Origin of the sequence: Streptomyces sp. TS71-3, assembly GCF_018327685.1 — a bacterium.
In the GTDB taxonomy this organism is placed as follows: Bacteria; Actinomycetota; Actinomycetes; order Streptomycetales; family Streptomycetaceae; genus Streptomyces.
The window spans coordinates 5275541-5294642 of sequence record NZ_BNEL01000001.1; the positions used below are offsets into that span (position 1 = coordinate 5275541).

General features: G+C 71.9%; 16 protein-coding genes. 15 read left to right on the plus strand and 1 reads right to left on the minus strand.

The annotated features are described in order from the left end of the window. Positions 1-66: 66 nt before the first annotated feature. Positions 67-2283, minus strand: a complete 2217-nt coding sequence (locus Sm713_RS21510; protein ID WP_212911189.1) for an elongation factor G-like protein EF-G2 — start codon at positions 2281-2283, stop codon at positions 67-69. A gap of 250 nt (positions 2284-2533) precedes the next feature. On the opposite strand from Sm713_RS21510, the gene pgsA reads away from it, so the two are divergent. The 15 genes from pgsA to Sm713_RS21585 all read left to right on the plus strand — a co-directional run bounded on the left by pgsA (position 2534) and on the right by Sm713_RS21585 (position 19018). Next, entirely contained in the window at positions 2534-3202 is a 669-nt protein-coding gene (gene pgsA, locus Sm713_RS21515; RefSeq protein ID WP_212911190.1) for a phosphatidylinositol phosphate synthase, read from the plus strand. 77 nt (positions 3203-3279) lie between these two features. Beyond that, complete coding sequence (locus Sm713_RS21520; RefSeq protein WP_212912172.1) at positions 3280-4239, plus strand: phosphatidylinositol mannoside acyltransferase; 960 nt, start codon at positions 3280-3282, stop codon at positions 4237-4239. Further along, positions 4236-5423 (plus strand): glycosyltransferase family 4 protein, encoded by a 1188-nt coding sequence (locus tag Sm713_RS21525; protein WP_212911191.1) that lies wholly within the window; start codon positions 4236-4238, stop codon positions 5421-5423. The genes Sm713_RS21520 and Sm713_RS21525 overlap by 4 nt, the downstream gene beginning before the upstream one ends. Positions 5424-5622: 199 nt before the next feature. Continuing rightward, positions 5623-6174: a hypothetical protein gene (locus Sm713_RS21530; protein ID WP_212911192.1), complete on the plus strand. Its 552-nt coding sequence runs from the start codon at positions 5623-5625 to the stop codon at positions 6172-6174. A gap of 398 nt (positions 6175-6572) precedes the next feature. Beyond that, positions 6573-7496: a pyridoxal 5'-phosphate synthase lyase subunit PdxS gene (gene pdxS, locus Sm713_RS21535; RefSeq protein WP_212911193.1), complete on the plus strand. Its 924-nt coding sequence runs from the start codon at positions 6573-6575 to the stop codon at positions 7494-7496. A 67-nt stretch (positions 7497-7563) separates the two neighbouring features. Then, entirely contained in the window at positions 7564-8172 is a 609-nt protein-coding gene (gene pdxT, locus Sm713_RS21540) for a pyridoxal 5'-phosphate synthase glutaminase subunit PdxT (protein WP_212911194.1), read from the plus strand. Between the two features lie 49 nt (positions 8173-8221). Then, entirely contained in the window at positions 8222-8974 is a 753-nt protein-coding gene (locus tag Sm713_RS21545) for a YebC/PmpR family DNA-binding transcriptional regulator (protein WP_212911195.1), read from the plus strand. A 160-nt stretch (positions 8975-9134) separates the two neighbouring features. Beyond that, a complete protein-coding gene (ruvC, locus tag Sm713_RS21550; protein WP_212911196.1) occupies positions 9135-9788 on the plus strand; it encodes a crossover junction endodeoxyribonuclease RuvC in 654 nt (217 codons plus the stop codon). Continuing rightward, positions 9785-10393, plus strand: coding sequence for a Holliday junction branch migration protein RuvA (gene ruvA, locus Sm713_RS21555; protein ID WP_212911197.1), 609 nt, complete (start codon positions 9785-9787; stop codon positions 10391-10393). The genes ruvC and ruvA overlap by 4 nt, the downstream gene beginning before the upstream one ends. Before the next feature lie 223 nt (positions 10394-10616). Further along, the gene (ruvB, locus tag Sm713_RS21560; protein ID WP_212911198.1) at positions 10617-11723 is read left to right on the plus strand and encodes a Holliday junction branch migration DNA helicase RuvB; all 1107 of its coding nucleotides are present in this window, start codon (positions 10617-10619) and stop codon (positions 11721-11723) included. A gap of 165 nt (positions 11724-11888) precedes the next feature. Then, entirely contained in the window at positions 11889-12464 is a 576-nt protein-coding gene (gene yajC, locus Sm713_RS21565) for a preprotein translocase subunit YajC (protein ID WP_212911199.1), read from the plus strand. 139 nt (positions 12465-12603) lie between these two features. Beyond that, positions 12604-14418: a protein translocase subunit SecD gene (gene secD / locus Sm713_RS21570; protein ID WP_212911200.1), complete on the plus strand. Its 1815-nt coding sequence runs from the start codon at positions 12604-12606 to the stop codon at positions 14416-14418. Between the two features lies 1 nt (position 14419). Then, the gene (secF, locus tag Sm713_RS21575; protein ID WP_212911201.1) at positions 14420-15541 is read left to right on the plus strand and encodes a protein translocase subunit SecF; all 1122 of its coding nucleotides are present in this window, start codon (positions 14420-14422) and stop codon (positions 15539-15541) included. Beyond that, positions 15538-16119 carry an adenine phosphoribosyltransferase gene (locus Sm713_RS21580; RefSeq protein ID WP_212911202.1) on the plus strand — a complete coding sequence of 194 codons (582 nt, stop codon included), beginning with the start codon at positions 15538-15540 and terminating at the stop codon, positions 16117-16119. Before secF ends, Sm713_RS21580 begins: the two co-directional genes overlap by 4 nt. Positions 16120-16423: 304 nt before the next feature. Then, positions 16424-19018, plus strand: a complete 2595-nt coding sequence (locus Sm713_RS21585) for a bifunctional (p)ppGpp synthetase/guanosine-3',5'-bis(diphosphate) 3'-pyrophosphohydrolase (RefSeq protein ID WP_374196017.1) — start codon at positions 16424-16426, stop codon at positions 19016-19018. Positions 19019-19102 lie beyond the last annotated feature (84 nt).

Here is a 19102-nt window from a genome sequence, read left to right on the forward strand (position 1 = left end):
CCCTGTGTCACATCGGGTCACGTTGTGTCGTCGGTCCAACCAGTGTCTTTCCGCCCGGACACCGATTCATGCGAACGCTTCCGCCTGATCGCGGATCCGCTCGGCGATCCCCGACGGCATCGGCTCGTGCCGGGCGTAGGACCGGCCGAACTGCGCGGTGCCGTGCGAGACGGAGCGCAGGTCCACGGCGTACCTGCCGATCTCGATCTCGGGGACCTCGGCACGGATCAGCGTCCGCCCGCCCGGCGTCTGCTCGGTGCCGACCACGCGCCCGCGCCGGCCGGACAGATCGCTCATCACCGAGCCCACGTAGGAGTCGCCGACGAGCACCCGCACCTCCGCCACCGGCTCCAGCAGATGGATCCGGGCGCCCGCTGCGGCCTCGCGCAGGGCGAGCGCACCCGCCGTCTGGAACGCCGCGTCCGAGGAGTCCACCGAGTGCGACTTGCCGTCGAGCAGGGTGACCCGCACGTCGACCAGCGGATGGCCGGTCGCCACCCCCTTCGCCGCCTGAGCGCGCACGCCCTTCTCCACGGACGGGATGAACTGCCGCGGTACGGCGCCCCCGACGACCTTGTCGACGAACTCGATGCCGCTGCCCTCCGGCAGGGGCTCGACCTCGATCTCGCAGATGGCGAACTGCCCGTGGCCGCCGGACTGCTTCACGTGCCGTCCCCGGCCTGCTGCCTTGGCCGCGAAGGTCTCCCGCAGGGACACCTTGTGCGGCACCAGGTCGACCTGCACCCCGTAGCGCGAGCGCAGCCGCTCCAGGGCGACGTCCGCATGGGCCTCTCCCAGGCACCAGAGCACGAGCTGGTGGGTGTCCTGGTTCTGCTCCAGGCGCATCGTGGGGTCCTCGGCGACCAGCCGGGCCAGGCCCTGGGACAGCTTGTCGTCGTCGGCCTTGCTGTGCGCCTCGATGGCCAGCGGCAGCAGCGGGTCCGGCATGTCCCACGGCTCCATCAGCAGCGGGACGTCCCGTCCGGAGAGCGTGTCACCGGTCTCGGCGTGGGAGAGCTTCGAGATGCAGGCGAGATCCCCGGCCACGCACTGGGCCAGCGGCCGCTGCTGCTTGCCGAACGGCGACGACAGCGCGCCCAGGCGCTCGTCCGCCTCGTGCAGGTCGCGCTCGTCGGTGCCGTGGTCCGCCATGCCGTGTCCGGAGACGTGCACCATCTGGTCGGGGCGCAGCGTGCCGGAGAAGACCCGCACCAGGGAGACCCGCCCCACGTACGGGTCGGACGCGGTCTTCACCACCTCGGCGATCAGCGGCCCCTCGGGGTCACAGGACGGCGTGGGCCCTGATCCGCCCTGGGGCGTGGTCACCGCGGGCACCTCGTGCTCCAGGGGCGACGGGAAGCCGCCCGTGATCAGCTCCAGGACCTCCACGGTGCCGAGCCCCGTGCGGGAGCCGGCCGGCGGCGGGGCGGCGGCCAGGACCGGGTGGAACACCCCGCGCGCCACCGCCTTCTCCAGATCGGCCACCAGCGTCGGGACCGCTATCTCCGCACCGCCGAGATAGCGGTCCATGAGGGTCTCGTCCTCGCTCTCGGAGATGATCCCCTCGATGAGCCGGTTGCGCGCCTCGGTGATCAGCGGCAGCCGCTCCTCGTCGGGCTCGTGCTCCTCGCGCGTGCCGGACGCGTAGTCGTACAGGCGCTGCGACAGCAGGCCGGTCAGGCCGGTCACGGGCGCGTGCCCGTCCGGCCCCGGGGCGCCGTGCAGCGGCAGATACAGCGGAAGCACCGCGTCCGGGTCGTCCGCGCCGAACGCCTCGGCGCACACCCGCGTCATCTCCTCGAAGTCGGATCGCGCCGCCTCCAGGTGGGTGATCACGATGGCGCGCGGCATGCCCACGGCCGCGCACTCCTCCCACACGGCGCGCGGGGCGCCCATGATGCCCTCCGCGCCCTCCGCCGCCGAGACGACGAAAAGGGCCGCGTCCGCCGCTCGCAGACCGGCCCTGAGTTCCCCGACGAAGTCGGCGTATCCGGGTGTGTCCAGTAGATTGATCTTGTAATCGCCCCATTCGAGGGGGATCACGGAGAGCTGCACCGAACGCTGCTGGCGGTGCTCGATCTCGTCGTAGTCGGAAAGGGTGCCGCCGTCCTCGACGCGGCCCGCGCGGTTCACCGCGCCCGCCGTCAGCGCGAGGGCCTCCACCAGCGTCGTCTTGCCCGATCCGCTGTGGCCGACCATTACCACGTTCCGTACCGAGGCGGGGTGGCCGGCCGTCGCCGCCCTGCCGGCGGCCCCGGCTTGCGTGTTCGCCTTGTCGCCCATGCTGTGCCTCCCGGTCACGTACTCGGTGAGGTCCTGCCTGGCGCGGGGCGCGCATGCCGCGTGCGGTGGCGGCTCATGCGACGCCCGCGGTTGTCTTTCGAGCTTTCCACTCCCGTCATGGTGCGTCCATACGTCGTACGGGATCCCGCGGACCACGGGTGCCCGCGGGCCGGCCCCGCACGCGCCTGGCTACGATGGGCCATCCGGCGGCCGGCAGGGGCCGGCCGTCCCACGGACCCTCGGGAAAACCATGCTGAACAAGTACGCGCGTGCGTTCTTCACGCGTGTCCTCACCCCGTTCGCCGCCTTCCTCATCCGCCGCGGCGTCAGCCCGGACGCGGTCACGCTGATCGGCACGGCCGGGGTGGTGGCGGGCGCGCTGGCGTTCTTCCCGCGAGGCGAGTTCTTCTGGGGCACGGTCGTCATCACCCTGTTCGTGTTCTCGGACCTGGTGGACGGCAACATGGCGCGCCAGCTCGGCCGCTCCAGCCCCTGGGGGGCGTTCCTCGACTCCACCCTGGACCGCGTCGCCGACGGCGCGGTCTTCAGCGGTCTCGCGCTCTGGTACGCCGGCCGCGGCGACAACGACATCCTCTGCGCCGTCACGCTGTTCTGCCTGGTCAGCGGCCAGGTGGTGTCGTACACCAAGGCGCGCGGCGAGTCGATCGGCCTGCCGGTCGCGGTGAACGGCCTGGTCGAGCGGGCGGAGCGGCTGGTGATCACGCTGGTCCTCACCGGGCTCGCGGGCTTCCACAAGTTCGGCGTGCCGGGCATCCAGGTGCTGCTGCCGATCGCCCTGTGGGCGGTCGCCGTGGGCAGCCTGGTCACGCTCGTCCAGCGCGTCGTCACCGTCCGCAGGGAAGCCGCGGAGGCCGAAGCGGGCGCGCCGGCCCAGAGCAGCAGCGGGGCCGCCTCGTGACCGGCGCGGAGGACTCCTCACGCACCACCGAGGACCGTCCCGCCGCCAAGGGCCCCGGCCCCCACGGCGCCACGCCCGTGCGGGGCCCGGGCGGCCGCCGCCTCGCGGAACGGACCGGCGAGCGCCTGAGCGACGCGCTCTACGGACTCGGCTGGGGCACCGTGAAGAAGCTCCCCGAGCCCGTCGCCGTCCGCCTCGGGCAGACCATCGCGGACACCGTCTGGAAGCGGCGCGGCACGGGCGTGCTGCAGCTTGAGCGCAACCTCGCCCGGGTCGTGCCCGATGCCGGACCCGAGCGGCTCACCGCCCTCTCCAGGGCGGGTATGCGTTCCTATATGCGCTACTGGATGGAGTCCTTCCGGCTGCCCGTCTGGAGCGAGGAGCGGATCTCGGGCGGCTTCGCCCCCAAGGACGTGCACCACCTCATGGAGGCCCTCTCCGCGGGACGGGGCGTGATCATAGCGCTACCGCACCTCGGGAACTGGGACCTGGCGGGCGCCTGGGTCAACACCGCGCTGCGCATGCCGTTCACCACCGTCATGGAGCGGCTCAAACCGGAGAGCCTCTACGACCGGTTCGTCGCCTACCGGGTCGGCCTCGGCATGGAGGTGCTGCCGCACACCGGCGGCTCGGCGTTCGGCGTCCTGGCCAGGCGGCTGCGCGCCGGCGGCATGGTGTGCCTGGTCGCCGACCGCGACCTGTCGGCGTCCGGAACCGAGGTGACGTTCTTCGGGGAGCGCACCCGCATGCCGCCGGGCCCCGCGATACTGGCCCAGCAGACCGGCGCGGCGCTGCTGCCGGTCACCCTCTGGTTCGACCGCTCACCGGTGATGCAGGGCCGGGTGCATCCGCCCATCGAGGTGCCGGACTCAGGCAACCGCCGTGAAAAGGCGTCTGTGATGACACAGGCCCTCGCCGACGTGTTCGCCGGGGGCATCGCCGAACACCCCGAGGACTGGCACATGCTGCAACGACTCTGGCTCGCCGATCTCGATCCGGCGAAGCCGCCCGCCGAGGGCGCCCGGGAGACGACGTGAGGGTCGGCATCGTCTGCCCGTACTCCTGGGACGTGCCAGGCGGCGTCCAGTTCCACATCCGCGACCTGGCGGAGCACCTGATCGGCCGGGGCCACGAGGTGTCCGTGCTCGCCCCGGCGGACGACGACACCCCGCTGCCGCCCTACGTGGTCTCCGCGGGCCGGGCCGTCCCCGTGCCCTACAACGGATCGGTCGCCCGGCTCAACTTCGGCATCCTGTCGGCGGCCCGGGTGCGCCGCTGGCTGCACGACGGCTCGTTCGACGTCATCCACATCCACGAGCCCAGCTCCCCGTCGCTGGGACTGCTCACCTGCTGGGCCGCGCAGGGCCCCATGGTCGCCACCTTCCACACGTCCAATCCGCGCTCCAAGGCGATGATCGCCGCGTACGCGCTGCTCCAGCACGCCCTGGAGAAGATCAGCGCGCGCATCGCCGTCAGCGAGTACGCACGGCGCACCCTCGTCGAGCACCTGGGCGGCGACGCCGTCGTCATCCCCAACGGCGTCGACGTCGACTTCTTCGCCAAGGCGGAGGCCCGGCCCGACTGGCAGTCGGAGCTCGCCAGGGGCGCGAACACGGGCAAGGGCGGCACGATCGGCTTCATAGGGCGCATCGACGAGCCCCGCAAGGGCCTGCACGTGCTGATGAGGGCGCTTCCCAAGATCCTCGCGGAGCGGCCCGGAGTCCGTGTCCTGGTCGCCGGGCGCGGGGACCGCAAGGAGGCGCTGCAGAGCCTGCCGGGCGACATGCACGCGCGCGTGGAGTTCCTCGGCATGGTCAGCGACGAGGACAAGGCCCGCTTCCTGCGCAGCGTCGACCTGTACGTGGCGCCCAACACCGGCGGTGAGAGCTTCGGGATCATCCTGGTGGAGGCCATGTCCGCCGGGGCACCGGTGCTCGCCTCCGACCTGGACGCCTTCGCGCAGGTCCTGGACCACGGCGCGGCCGGCGAGCTCTTCGCCAACGAGGACGCCGACGCGCTGGCCGCCGCGGCGGTCCGCCTGCTCGGCGACGACGCGCGCCGCGCCGAACTGCGCAGCCACGGCAGCGCCCACGTACGGCGCTTCGACTGGTCGACGGTCGGCGCGGACATCCTGGCCGTCTACGAGACGGTCACGGACGGTGCCGCCTCGGTCGCGGCCGACGAGCGCGCCACGGGGCTGAGGGCCCGCCTGGGGCTCTGAGGCGCCGGCGCCCGGCCGGGCAGGGCGGCCGGGCACTGCCGTGGTCCTTCCGGGCCCGGCCCTGGAAGTCGGCGCGGGAAGCCGCGACCCGCTGCGGCCCGTGACCGAGGCCGTGGGGCCCGGCCCGGCGGAGTGCCGCGGGCGCCTGTACAGGCCCGCGCAAGCCGCCCCGCGGGCGCCGCCGCCCGCACCGGTAGCCTTGCCGCCCGTGACCACACTGATCTGGATCGTCGTCGTCCTGATCGCGATCGGCCTCTACCTGAGCTGGACCGCGGGACGGCTCGACCGGCTGCACGCCCGTATCGACGCCACCCGTGCCGCCCTCGACGCCCAACTGGTGCGGCGGGCCTCTGTCGCCCAGGAACTGGCGGCCTCCGGGGTGCTCGACCCGGCCGCGTCCATCGTGCTCTACGAGGCCGCGCACGCCTCGCGGCAGGCGGAGCAGGAGCAGCGGGAGGTCGCCGAGAGCGAGTTCAGCCAGGCGCTGCGGGCCGTCTTCTCCGAGGCCCAGCAGGTCGAGGTGGTCCGTGCGGCACCCGGCGGCGAGGAGGCCGTCCAGGAGCTGTCCCAGACCGTGCGGCGGGTGCCCATGGCGCGCCGCTTCCACAACGACGCGGTCGGGGCCGCACGCGCGCTGCGCAGGCACCGCAAGGTGAGGTGGTTCCGGCTCGCGGGCCACGCCCCCTTCCCGATGGCCTTCGAAATGGACGACGAGCCGCCGGCCGCCCTGGCGGACCGACCACTCGTCTAGGTCGTGTCCGGCGGATCTTCGTGGATCAGCCTGCGGCGTCTGGTGCCGTGCATCGCAAGGCGGAGGATCGTCCTCGTACGGGGCGTACTCGGATGACTCCGACAACGCGGCGAGGTGCGGTGCTGGGGGCACTCCCCCACTGCCCTGAAGGGCGTGGGAGGTACCCCCACCCACGCCCTTCAGGCAGTGGGGGAGTCGCGGGCCCACGAAGATCCGCCGGACACGACCTAGCACGGCCGGTAGCACGGCCGGCCGGCGCGGACGCCCCTCGCGAAGGCCCTGCACGCACCCATGAAGGCACAAAACGATCCACTGCTGCATCATTGGCCCTTGTAGTGGCCCTTCAGCGAGCCGCACGATCGTTCCGCAGAAATCGCCTTCACCGAGTGAGGTCACACGTGTCCACCACGCTTCCCAGCACCACCCAGAACGACGGGACCCCGGCGACCGGCACCGCGCGCGTCAAGCGGGGCATGGCCGAGCAGCTCAAGGGCGGCGTGATCATGGATGTCGTCACGCCCGACCAGGCGAAGATCGCCGAGGACGCGGGCGCCGTCGCCGTGATGGCCCTGGAGCGGGTTCCGGCCGACATCCGCAAGCACGGCGGGGTGGCCAGGATGTCCGACCCGGACATGATCGAGGGCATCATCGAGGCCGTCTCCATCCCCGTGATGGCCAAGTCCCGGATCGGCCACTTCGTCGAGGCACAGGTGCTCCAGTCCCTGGGGGTCGACTACATCGACGAGTCCGAGGTGCTGACCCCGGCCGACGAGGTCAACCACTCGGACAAGTGGGCGTTCACCACCCCCTTCGTGTGCGGCGCGACCAACCTCGGTGAGGCGCTGCGCCGGATCGCCGAGGGCGCGGCCATGATCCGCTCCAAGGGCGAGGCCGGCACCGGCAACGTCGTCGAGGCCGTCCGCCACCTGCGCCAGATCAAGAACGAGATCGGCAGGCTGCGCGCCTTCGACGACAACGAGCTGTACGCCGCCGCCAAGGAACTGCGCGCCCCCTACGAGCTGGTCAAGGAGGTCGCCGCGCTCGGCAAGCTGCCCGTGGTGCTCTTCTCGGCCGGCGGCGTGGCCACCCCGGCGGACGCCGCCCTGATGCGCCAGCTCGGCGCCGAGGGCGTCTTCGTGGGCTCCGGCATCTTCAAGTCCGGCGACCCCGCCAAGCGCGCCGCGGCCATCGTGAAGGCGACCACCTTCTACGACGACCCCAAGATCGTCGCCGACGCATCCCGCAACCTCGGCGAGGCGATGGTCGGCATCAACCTGGACACCCTCCCGGAGGCGGAGCGCTACGCCGGCCGGGGCTGGTGAGCCGCCCCGCACCCGAGCGGGAACCATCCGAACACCCCCGAACGACGAAGCACAGGTCATCCCACCGATGAGCACCACACCTGTCGTAGGCGTCCTGGCCCTCCAGGGCGACGTACGGGAGCACGTGGCCGCCCTGACCACGGCGGGCGCCGCGGTCAGGGCGGTACGCCGCCCCGAGGAACTCGCCGAGGTCGACGGACTCGTCGTGCCCGGCGGGGAGTCCACCACCATCTCCAAGCTGGCCGTGCTGTTCGGCCTCATGGAGCCGCTGCGCACGCGCGTGCGTGCCGGGCTGCCCGTGTACGGCACCTGCGCCGGTATGATCATGCTCGCCGACAAGATCCTCGACCCGCGCTCCGGTCAGGAGACCTTCGGCGGCATCGACATGATCGTGCGCCGCAACGCCTTCGGCCGCCAGAACGAGTCCTTCGAGGCCGCGGTCGACGTCACCGGGGTCGACGGCGGTCCCGTGGAGGGCGTCTTCATCCGGGCCCCCTGGGTCGAGTCCGTCGGCGCGGACGTCGAGGTGCTGGCCCGGCACGAGGGGCACGTCGTCGCCGTGCGCCAGGGCGGCGTGCTCGCCACCTCGTTCCACCCCGAACTCACCGGTGACCACCGGATGCACGCGCTCTTCGTGGAGATGGTGCGAGGCCAGGGGAGCGCCGCGTCCTTGTAGGATCTCTGGAGTTCGTTTCAGAGATGGGTTACGCGAAGGAGACAGGCAGATGTCCGGCCACTCTAAATGGGCCACGACGAAGCACAAGAAGGCCGTGATCGACGCCAAGCGCGGCAAGCTCTTCGCGAAGCTCATCAAGAACATCGAGGTCGCGGCGCGCATGGGTGGGGCCGACCCGGAGGGCAACCCCACGCTCTACGACGCCATCCAGAAGGCCAAGAAGCAGTCGGTCCCGAACAAGAACATCGACTCGGCCGTCAAGCGCGGTGCCGGCCTCGAAGCCGGCGGCGCCGAGTACGAGACGATCATGTACGAGGGCTACGGCCCCAACGGCGTCGCGGTGCTCGTCGAGTGCCTCACCGACAACCGCAACCGCGCGGCCTCCGACGTCCGCGTCGCCATGACGCGCAACGGCGGCTCGATGGCCGACCCCGGCTCGGTCTCGTACCTCTTCAACCGCAAGGGCGTCGTGATCGTCCCCAAGGGCGAGCTCGGCGAGGACGACGTGCTGGGCGCGGTCCTGGACGCGGGGGCCGAGGAGGTCAACGACCTGGGCGAGTCCTTCGAGGTGCTCAGCGAGGCCTCCGACCTGGTCGCCGTGCGCTCCGCCCTCCAGGAGGCCGGCATCGACTACGACTCCGCCGAGGCCAACTTCGTCCCCACCATGCAGGTCGAGCTGGACGAGGAGGGCGCCAAGAAGATCTTCAAGCTGATCGACGCCCTGGAGGACAGCGACGACGTGCAGAACGTCTTCGCCAACTTCGACGTCTCCGACGAGATCATGGAGAAGGTCGACGCCTGACCGCCGCCCCGGCGGGAACCGCGCGCAACGGCCGGCGGGACACCCCGCCGGCCCGCGGCACGGGCGCTCCACGGGGCACGTCGGACGCTCTGTCAGTGGCAGCCGGTAGCGTGCCGTCCACGGTTCGTACGGGCCATCGAGCGAGGCGAGGGAGGGGCGGATGCGGGTGCTGGGCGTGGACCCCGGCCTGACGCGGTGCGGCGTCGGCGTGGTCGACGGAGTCGCGGGGCGGGCGCTCACCATGGTCGGCGTCGGCGTCGTGCGCACCCCCGCGGACGCGGAGATGGGGCACCGCCTGGTCGCCATCGAGCAGGGCATCGAGCAGTGGCTGGACGAGCACAGGCCGGAGTTCGTCGCGGTGGAGCGCGTCTTCAGCCAGCACAATGTGCGCACGGTCATGGGCACCGCCCAGGCCAGCGCCGTGGCCGTCCTCTGCGCCGCGCGCCGCGGCCTGCCCGTGGCCCTGCACACCCCCAGCGAGGTCAAGGCCGCCGTCACCGGCAGCGGGCGCGCCGACAAGGCCCAGGTCACCGCGATGGTGACCCGCCTGCTGCGGCTCGCGGAGCCCCCGAGGCCGGCCGACGCGGCGGACGCCCTCGCGCTCGCCATCTGCCACATCTGGCGCGCCCCGGCGATACAGCGCCTCCAGCAGGCCCGCGCCCGCGCCGGTGCCGCCCGCGGCCCCGCCGCGCGAGCCGTGCCTCCCGCGGGCCGCTCAGCGGCGCCGCGGCCGCCCGAGCGCCCCGCACCCACCACCCCACGCACCGCCGGAGCGGAGCCGGCCCCCCGCACCCCACGAAAGGCCCACGGATGATCGCCTTCGTCAGCGGCCCCGTCGCCACGCTCGCCCCGGACACCGCGGTGGTGGAGGTCGGGGGCCTCGGCATCGCCGTCCAGTGCACCCCCGACACGCTCTCCACGCTCCGTGTCGGCGCGCACGCCAAGCTGGCCACCTCGCTCGTGGTGCGCGAGGACTCCCTCACCCTGTACGGCTTCGCCGACGACGACGAGCGGGGGACCTTCGAGCTGCTGCAGACGGCGAGCGGGGTGGGGCCCCGCCTGGCCCAGGCCATGCTCGCCGTGCACAGCCCCGACGCGCTGCGCAGGGCCGTGGCCACCGGCGACGAGAAGGCACTCACGGCCGTTCCCGGCATCGGCAAGAAGGGCGCCCAGAAGCTCCTGCTGGAGCTGAAGGACCGGCTGGGCGCGCCTGTCGGCTCCGTGTCCCGCGCTGCCGCCCCGGCCGCCACCGGCTGGCGCGATCAGGTGCACGCCGCCCTGATCGGACTGGGCTACGCCGGCCGCGAGGCGGACGAGGCCGTGGTGTCCATCACCCCCCAGGCCGAGGCCGCCGGGGCCACCCCCGAGGTGGGTCCGCTCCTGAAGGCCGCCCTCCAGACCCTGAACCGCACCCGGTGATCCGGCGACGCCGCGGGCCCGTGCCCGCGCCGCACCGCAGCGGTACGGGCACGGGCGCAGGCACGCCGGAGCCGCACCGACGCATGCCCGTGCCGCCCGGCGGACAGGCGCCCCTACACGCGCCGGCGCCCCTGCGCCGGTGCACGACCGCAGGCCCTGAGGGCGCTCCCGGCTCCCGGCCGGCCGCCCACGCCGACCCGTACGACCCCGCGAGGCTCACCGCATGAACTGGGACGACGACACGACCAGCGGCCCGCCCACCGCTCCCGCCGCCCCCGGCGGGGAGGACCGGCTCGTCGGGGCGTTCGCCGACGGCGAAGACCAGGCCGTCGAAGCCGCGCTGCGCCCCAAGGACCTCGGCGAGTTCATCGGCCAGGAGAAGGTCCGCGAGCAGCTCGACCTGGTGCTGCGCGCCGCACGCGCGCGCGGGGCCACCGCCGACCACGTCCTCCTCTCAGGCGCCCCCGGCCTCGGCAAGACCACCCTCTCCATGATCATCGCCGCCGAGATGGGCGCCCCGATCCGGATCACCAGCGGGCCCGCCATCCAGCACGCCGGCGACCTCGCCGCGATCCTCTCCTCGCTACAGGAGGGCGAGGTGCTCTTCCTCGACGAGATCCACCGGATGTCGCGGCCCGCCGAGGAGATGCTCTACATGGCCATGGAGGACTTCCGGGTCGACGTGATCGTCGGCAAGGGCCCCGGCGCCACCGCCATCCCGCTCGACCTGCCGCCGTTCACCCTGGTCGGCGCCACCACCCGGGCGGGCCTGCTGCCGCCCCCGCTGCGCGACCGCTTCGGGTTCACGGCCCACATGGAGTTCTACGAGCCCGCCGAGCTGGAGCGCGTCATCCACCGTTCGGCGCACCTGCTCGACGTGCACATCGAGGCCGACGGCGCCGCGGAGATCGCCGGCCGGTCCCGCGGCACGCCCCGCATCGCCAACCGCCTGCTGCGCCGCGTCCGCGACTACGCCCAGGTCAAGGCGGACGGGCTGATCACCCGCGAGGTGGCCGGGGCGGCCCTCGCCGTCTACGAGGTCGACGCGCGCGGCCTCGACCGCCTGGACCGCTCCGTGCTGGAGGCGCTGCTCAAGCTCTTCGGCGGCGGTCCCGTGGGCCTGTCCACACTCTCCGTGGCCGTGGGGGAGGAGCGCGAGACGGTGGAGGAGGTTGCCGAGCCGTTCCTGGTGCGGGAGGGCCTGCTCGCCCGCACGCCCCGTGGCCGGATCGCAACCCCGGCGGCCTGGGTCCATCTCGGCCTGACGCCCCCGCCGGGCTCTCCCGGAGGGCCCGGCGGAGGTGGGCAACAACACTTGTTCGGGCCATGACGGCGCGGACGGTCGCCACCTCAGGAACTGCGGTGCCATGCTGAGCGTTGTTCCATCCGTGCGGACTCGCCTAGACTCCGCCGATGCCGCCCCTGCGGGGCGGCGTGCCCACCCCCGACCCTGGCCGTCCAGTCGTGTGCGGCCGTATGAAGGAAGTTCCGACCCGTGAGTCTCGTGACCCTCCTCCCGTTCATCGTGCTCATCGGGGCCATGTTCCTGATGACGAGGTCCACCAAGCGCAAGCAGCAGCAGGCGGCCCAGATGCGGGACCACATGCAGCCCGGTTCCGGCGTTCGCACGATCGGCGGAATGTACGCCACCGTCAAGGAGGTCCACGAGGAGACGGTCCTCCTGGAGGTCGACGCCGGCACCCACGCGATCTTCGCGAAGAACGCCATCGCCACCGTCCTCGACGACGAGGAGTACAACCGCATCGTGCACGGTGCGGGGGACGCCCTCGACCTCGACACCCCGGTCGTTCCGGACGACGCGTCCTCCCTCACCGAGACCGGCGACGAGCCCGCCGGCTCGCGCGTCGACCTCGGCAAGAGCGAGCCGGCCGACGAGGAGCCCGCCCAGGCCGCCGGCACCACCGAGGCCGACAAGGACGACGCCCCCGAGGCCGACGAGAAGGCCCCGGCAGCGGAAGCCGCCGCCAAGGACGCCCCCAAGGCCGACGCCGCCTCCGCAGCCGACGAGGCGGAGCCGAAGAAGACCGAGGGCGAGTCCGAAGCGAAGTAGTCACGGCCGGGGACCGCGGAGCACCCGCTCGGACACCGCCGTCCCAGGACCGTCCGCACTTCGCGCGGCATCTCGACACCATGTCATGGCCGCCCGTGCGCTCCCCGCGCCGGGCGGCTGGGAGAGGGAGAACGAGAAGGTGGCATCACCCACAAGAGGCCGGCGGACGAGCGCCTCGGGTAAACCAGGCCGTGCCCTGGTCCTCATCCTCGTCGCGCTCGTCGCGCTCACCGGGGGGATGTTCCTGTCCGGGAACACCAAGCCCCGCCTGGGCATCGACCTCGCCGGTGGCACGAGCATCACGCTCCAGGCGAAGAGCACACCGGGCCAGAAGAACGCGGTCAACAAGACCAACATGGACACGGCCGTGAGCATCATCGAGCGCCGTGTCAACGGCCTCGGCGTCAGCGAGGCCGAGGTGCAGACGCAGGGCAGCAACAACATCATCGTCAACATTCCCCGCGGCACGAACTCCAAGCAGGCCCGTGAGCAGGTGGGCACCACCGCCCAGCTCTTCTTCCGCCCGGTGCTGACCCTGGCCAGCGGCGCGCCCGCGCCCAAGCAGTCCGGCAGCCCCTCGCCCGGCGCCAGCACCAGCCCAAGCGCCGGCAGCTCCGCCTCCCCCGGCAAGACCGGCGGTGACGGCGGGCAGCAGGCCACCTCCTCCGGCTCCTCGGGCAGCCCCACCGCGAGCGGCTCGGGGTCCCCGCAGGGCAGGGCCGTCTCCCAGGCCCTCAAGGCCGACCCCACGCCGTCCTCGACGGACAACGCGTCCTCGGGGAAGGCGGCGGACACGCCTCCGCCGAGCCCGGCCCCCAGCGGCGCGGCCAGCGATCCCGCCATCGCGGCGCTCCAGGCCAAGTTCGAGAAGCTCGACTGCACCGACGCCGCCGTGCGCGCCAAGACCAGCGAGGCCGCCGCGAAGCCGGGCGACGCCACGGTCGCCTGCGGCAAGGACTCCCAGGGCCAGTGGCAGAAGTACGTGCTCGGCCCCGCCGCCGTCGCCGGCACCGACGTGAGCAAGGCCCAGGCGGTCTTCGACACCCAGGGCGCGTCGGGCTGGCAGGTCACGATGCAGTTCACCGGTAACGGCACCAAGAAGTTCGCCGACATCACCGGTGAGCTGGCGAAGAAGCAGTCGCCGCAGAACCAGTTCGCCATCGTCCTGGACGGCGAGGTCGTCTCCGACCCGTACGTGCGCGAGGCGCTGACCGGCGGAAACGCCGAGATCTCCGGCAACTTCAACCAGCAGTCGGCCCAGGACCTGGCCAACATGCTCTCCTACGGCGCGTTGCCGCTCTCCTTCAAGGAGGCGACCGTCACCACGGTCTCCCCGGCCCTCGGCGGCGAGCAGCTGCACGCCGGCCTGATCGCCGGCGCGATCGGCCTCGCGCTGGTCGTGCTCTACCTGGTGACCTACTACCGCGGCCTGTCGGCGATCGCCATCGCCTCGCTGCTGGTCTCCGCGGCCCTGACCTACACGATCATGGCGCTGCTCGGCCCGACCATCGGCTTCGCGCTGAACCTCCCCGCGGTCTGCGGTGCGATCGTCGCCATCGGTATCACGGCCGACTCGTTCATCGTGTTCTTCGAACGCATAAGGGACGGGATCCGCGAGGGCCGCACCCTGCGCCCCGCCGTCGAGCGGGCCTGGCCGCGCGCCCGGCGCACCATCCTGGTCTCCGACTTCGTGTCGTTCCTCGCCGCGGCCGTGCTCTTCATCGTCACGGTCGGCAAGGTGCAGGGCTTCGCGTTCACGCTCGGACTGACCACCGTCCTCGACGTGGTCGTCGTGTTCCTGTTCACCAAGCCGCTGATGACGATCCTGGCGCGCAGGAAGTTCTTCGCGAGCGGCCATTCCTGGTCGGGCCTCGATCCCAAACGGCTCGGTGTGAGACCACCGCTGCGCCGCTCCCGCCGCGCGAGCGCCCCCGTCGAGACGAAGGAGGCGTGAGATGTCTCGACTCGGAACTCTCGGCGCCCGGCTGCACCGAGGTGAGATCGGCTACGACTTCATCTCCAAGCGGAAGATCTGGTACAGCGTCTCCATCCTGATCACCATCACGGCCTTCGTCGGCCTGGTGGTGCGCGGGCTCAACATGAGCATCGACTTCCAGGGCGGTGCGGTCTTCACCACCCCGAAGACCAGCGTCTCGGTGAGCAGCGCGGAGCACTCCGCCGAGGAGGCCTCCGGCAAGGACGCGGTCGTCCAGAAGCTCGGCACCGGCGGCCTGCGCATCCAGGTCAGCGGGATCGACACCGGCAAGTCCGACCAGATCAAGGACAAGCTGGCCACCGACCTCAAGGTGTCCTCGGACGCCGTCAACGCCGACCTGGTCGGACCGAGCTGGGGCGAGACCATCGCCAACAAGGCGTGGACCGGCCTCGGCATCTTCATGGTGCTCGTCGTGATCTACCTGGCGATCGCGTTCGAGTGGCGGATGGCGGTGGCGGCCCTGGTCGCCCTCATCCACGACATCACCATCACGGTCGGTGTCTACGCCCTCGTCGGATTCGAGGTCTCGCCGGGTACGGTCATCGGCCTGCTGACCATCCTCGGTTACTCGCTGTACGACACGGTGGTGGTCTTCGACGGGCTCAGGGAGAGCTCGAAGGACATCCTCAAGCAGAACCGCTTTACCTACAGCGAGATCGCCAACCGGTCGATCAACGGCACCCTGGTGCGTTCCATCAACACCACGGTCGTCGCGCTGCTGCCGGTCGCCGGCCTGCTGTTCATCGGCGGCGGCCTGCTCGGCGCCGGCATGCTGAACGACATCTCGCTGTCCCTGTTCGTCGGTCTGGCCGCCGGTGCGTACTCGTCGATCTTCATCGCGACGCCGCTGGTCACCGATCTCAAGGAGCGGGAGCAGCCGCTGAGGAATCTGAGGAAGCGCGTGCTGGCCAAGCGGGCCGCGGCGGCCGCCAAGGGCGAGTCCCTCGGATCGCCGGTCCCGGAGCCCGACGAGCCGCAGGACATGGAGCCGGAGGACGCCGCACCCGCCGTGGTCGGGCAGCGCGTCCAGCCCACGTCCCGCAACCGCGGCCGTGGCCGTCCCTCGGGGAAGCGCCGATGACCGACGTGGGGACCCGCACCCAGACGGGGGAGACCGTGCCGACCGACGTCCGGGACCTGCTGCTCAGCCGCATCCGGGATGTCCCGGACTACCCGGAGCCGGGGGTGCTCTTCAAGGACATCACCCCGCTCCTGGCCGACCCCGCGGCCTTCGGCGCGCTCACGGACGCGCTCGCCGAGCTCACCGTCCGCCACGGAGCCACCAAGGTGGTCGGCCTGGAGGCGCGGGGCTTCATCCTGGGCGCGCCCGTCGCGGTCAGGGCGGGCCTCGGCTTCGTGCCCGTCCGGAAGGCCGGAAAGCTGCCCGGCGCGACCCTCGGGCAGTCGTACGACCTCGAGTACGGCTCGGCCGAGATCGAGGTGCACGCCGAGGACCTGTCCGAGGGCGACCGGGTGATGATCATCGACGACGTGCTGGCCACCGGTGGCACCGCCGAGGCATCGGTGCAGCTCATCCGCCGCGCCGGCGCCGAGGTCGCGGGCCTCGCCATACTGATGGAGCTGGGTTTCCTCGGCGGGCGTGCCCGTGTCGAGCCGTCGCTCGCGGGCGCGCCCCTGGAGGCGCTCATCACACTCTGACGGCGGAGCGCGCACCCGCCACGCGCGAGGCGCGGGGAGGAACGCGGCAGCGCCCCGCACCAACCTGGGCGGGCCTGGAGGAATCCGGCGCCCGCCTTCGGTGTTTTTCAGCCAGAGAGTCGGCTACATGGACCAAGACGAGCCAAAGTCCCAAGATGGCTACCATGGGCTATCCGGGGCCCGACCGGTGGACCCGGACCGCGCACGAGGAGCGCCCTTGCCAGACGAGGCCCAGCCACTTGCCGCCGCGCCCGATCAGCAGGCCGACCGGGCTGCCGCGTCCGCATCCGCCCCTGCTCGCCCCGTGTCACACGCGTCCCACGGGCCGCAGGCGTCCAGTGACCGGGCGGCAGAAGAGTCGCGCTCCGCGCCCGCCGAGCCGCGCTCCGCGCCCGCCGAGCCGCGCTCCGCGCCCGCCGAGCGGCCGCAGCAGAACGCCAGCGGGCCGGCGAGCTCCACCCCTGCCACCCGCGCGGGGGCCGGCGCCGGCACCGGACGGCCTCCGACGGCCCCGGCCCGCCCACCGGCCGCCACACCCGCCGGGCGCCCCACCACGGGCCAGCCACCGCGCTCCGGCTCGTCCAATCGCGTGCGCGCCCGGCTCGCGCGCCTCGGAGTGCAGCGCTCGAACCCGTACAACCCCGTCCTGGAGCCGCTCCTGCGGATAGTGCGCAGCAACGATCCCAAGATCGAGACGGCCACGCTCCGCCAGGTCGAGCGCGCCTACCAGGTCGCCGAGCGGTGGCACCGCGGCCAGAAGCGCAAGAGCGGTGACCCGTACATCACCCACCCGCTCGCCGTGACCACCATCCTCGCCGAGCTGGGCATGGACCCGGCGACCCTGATGGCCGGGCTGCTGCACGACACCGTCGAGGACACCGAGTACGGCCTCGACACCCTCCGCCGCGACTTCGGCGAGCAGGTCGCGCTGCTCGTGGACGGCGTCACCAAGCTGGACAAGGTCAAGTTCGGCGAGGCAGCGCAGGCGGAGACGGTGCGCAAGATGGTCGTCGCCATGGCCAAGGACCCCCGCGTCCTGGTGATCAAACTCGCGGACCGCCTGCACAACATGCGCACGATGCGCTACCTGAAGCGTGAGAAGCAGGAGAAGAAGGCCCGCGAAACGCTGGAGATCTACGCGCCGCTCGCCCACCGGCTGGGCATGAACACCATCAAGTGGGAGCTGGAGGACCTGGCCTTCGCCATCCTCTATCCCAAGATGTACGACGAAATCGTCCGGCTGGTGGCGGAGCGCGCGCCGAAGCGGGACGAGTACCTGGCCATAGTGACCGACGAGGTGCAGGCCGACCTGCGGGCCGCCCGCATCAAGGCCACCGTCACCGGCCGCCCGAAGCACTACTACAGCGTCTACCAGAAGATGATCGTCCGCGGCCGGGACTTCGCGGAGATCTACGACCTGGTGGGCATCCGCGTCCTGGTCGACACGGTCCGCGACTGCTACGCCGCGCTGGGCACCGTGCACGCCCGCTGGAACCCGGTCCCCGGCCGGTTCAAGGACTACATCGCGATGCCCAAGTTCAACATGTACCAGTCCCTGCACACCACGGTCATCGGCCCCAACGGCAAGCCCGTGGAGCTCCAGATCCGCACCTTCGACATGCACCGCAGGGCCGAGTACGGCATCGCCGCGCACTGGAAGTACAAGCAGGAGGCGGTGGCCGGCGCCTCCAAGGTCCGCACCGACGTGCCCAAGGGGTCCAGCCGCACCAGCAAGGGCGGCCGCGGCGGCCGCGACGCCGACGCGGTCAACGACATGGCGTGGCTGCGGCAGCTCCTCGACTGGCAGAAGGAGACCGAGGACCCCAGCGAGTTCCTGGAGTCGCTGCGCTTCGACCTCTCCCGCAACGAGGTCTTCGTCTTCACCCCCAAGGGTGATGTGATAGCGCTTCCCGCGGGCGCCACGCCGGTCGACTTCGCCTACGCGGTGCACACCGAGGTGGGCCACCGCACGATAGGCGCCCGGGTCAACGGGCGCCTCGTGCCCCTGGAGTCCACGCTCGACAACGGCGACCTGGTGGAGGTCTTCACCTCCAAGGCCGCCGGCGCGGGACCGTCCCGTGACTGGCTGAGCTTCGTCAAGTCGCCGCGCGCCCGGAACAAGATCCGTGCCTGGTTCTCCAAGGAGCGCCGCGAGGAGGCCATAGAGCAGGGCAAGGACGCCATCGCGCGGGCGATGCGGAAGCAGAACCTCCCCATCCAGCGCATCCTCACCGGCGACTCCCTGGTCACCCTGGCGCACGAGATGCGCTACCCGGACATCTCCGCGCTCTACGCGGCGATCGGCGAGGGCCATGTCACCGCGCAGAACGTCGTCCACAAGCTCGTCCAGGCCGTCGGCGGCGAGGACGCGGCCAACGAGGACATCGCCGAGGGCGCCCCGCCGTCCCGCGGCCGGGGCCGCAAGCGCCGCTCCAACGACCCCGGGGTCGTGGTCAAGGGCGTCGACGACGTCTGGGTCAAGCTGGCCCGCTGCTGTACGCCCGTCCCCGGCGACCCGATCATCGGCTTCGTCACCCGCGGCAACGGCGTCTCGGTGCACCGCGCGGACTGCGTGAACGTGGACTCCCTCTCCCGGCAGCCGGAGCGGATCCTGGACGTGGAGTGGGCGCCCACCCAGTCGTCGGTGTTCCTGGTGGCCATCCAGGTCGAGGCGCTGGACCGCTCCCGGCTGCTCTCGGACGTCACCCGGGTGCTGTCCGACCAGCACGTGAACATCCTCTCCGCGGCCGTCCAGACCTCGCGCGACCGGGTGGCCACGTCCCGCTTCACCTTCGAGATGGGCGACCCCAAGCACCTGGGCCACGTCCTGAAGGCGGTTCGCGGCGTGGAGGGTGTCTACGACGTCTACCGGGTGACATCGGCGCGCAGGCCGTCGTAGGTTCGGCACGCTGGTCGTCGTGGGTTCGGCAGGCGGGTCGTCGTAGGACACCGGCGGGCCCTTATGGGGGGCGTGAAGAGGAAG

Excerpts from the sequence above, each read along its gene's own strand:
- Sm713_RS21510 (WP_212911189.1), bottom strand. The coding sequence starts at position 2,283 with ATGGGCGACAAGGCGAACACGCAAGCCGGGGCCGCCGGCAGGGCGGCG.
- pgsA (WP_212911190.1), top strand. The coding sequence starts at position 2,534 with ATGCTGAACAAGTACGCGCGTGCGTTCTTCACGCGTGTCCTCACCCCG.
- pdxT (WP_212911194.1), top strand. The coding sequence starts at position 7,564 with ATGAGCACCACACCTGTCGTAGGCGTCCTGGCCCTCCAGGGCGACGTA.
- Sm713_RS21545 (WP_212911195.1), top strand. The coding sequence starts at position 8,222 with ATGTCCGGCCACTCTAAATGGGCCACGACGAAGCACAAGAAGGCCGTG.
- ruvC (WP_212911196.1), top strand. The coding sequence starts at position 9,135 with ATGCGGGTGCTGGGCGTGGACCCCGGCCTGACGCGGTGCGGCGTCGGC.
- ruvA (WP_212911197.1), top strand. The coding sequence starts at position 9,785 with ATGATCGCCTTCGTCAGCGGCCCCGTCGCCACGCTCGCCCCGGACACC.
- ruvB (WP_212911198.1), top strand. The coding sequence starts at position 10,617 with ATGAACTGGGACGACGACACGACCAGCGGCCCGCCCACCGCTCCCGCC.
- secF (WP_212911201.1), top strand. The coding sequence starts at position 14,420 with ATGTCTCGACTCGGAACTCTCGGCGCCCGGCTGCACCGAGGTGAGATC.
- Sm713_RS21580 (WP_212911202.1), top strand. The coding sequence starts at position 15,538 with ATGACCGACGTGGGGACCCGCACCCAGACGGGGGAGACCGTGCCGACC.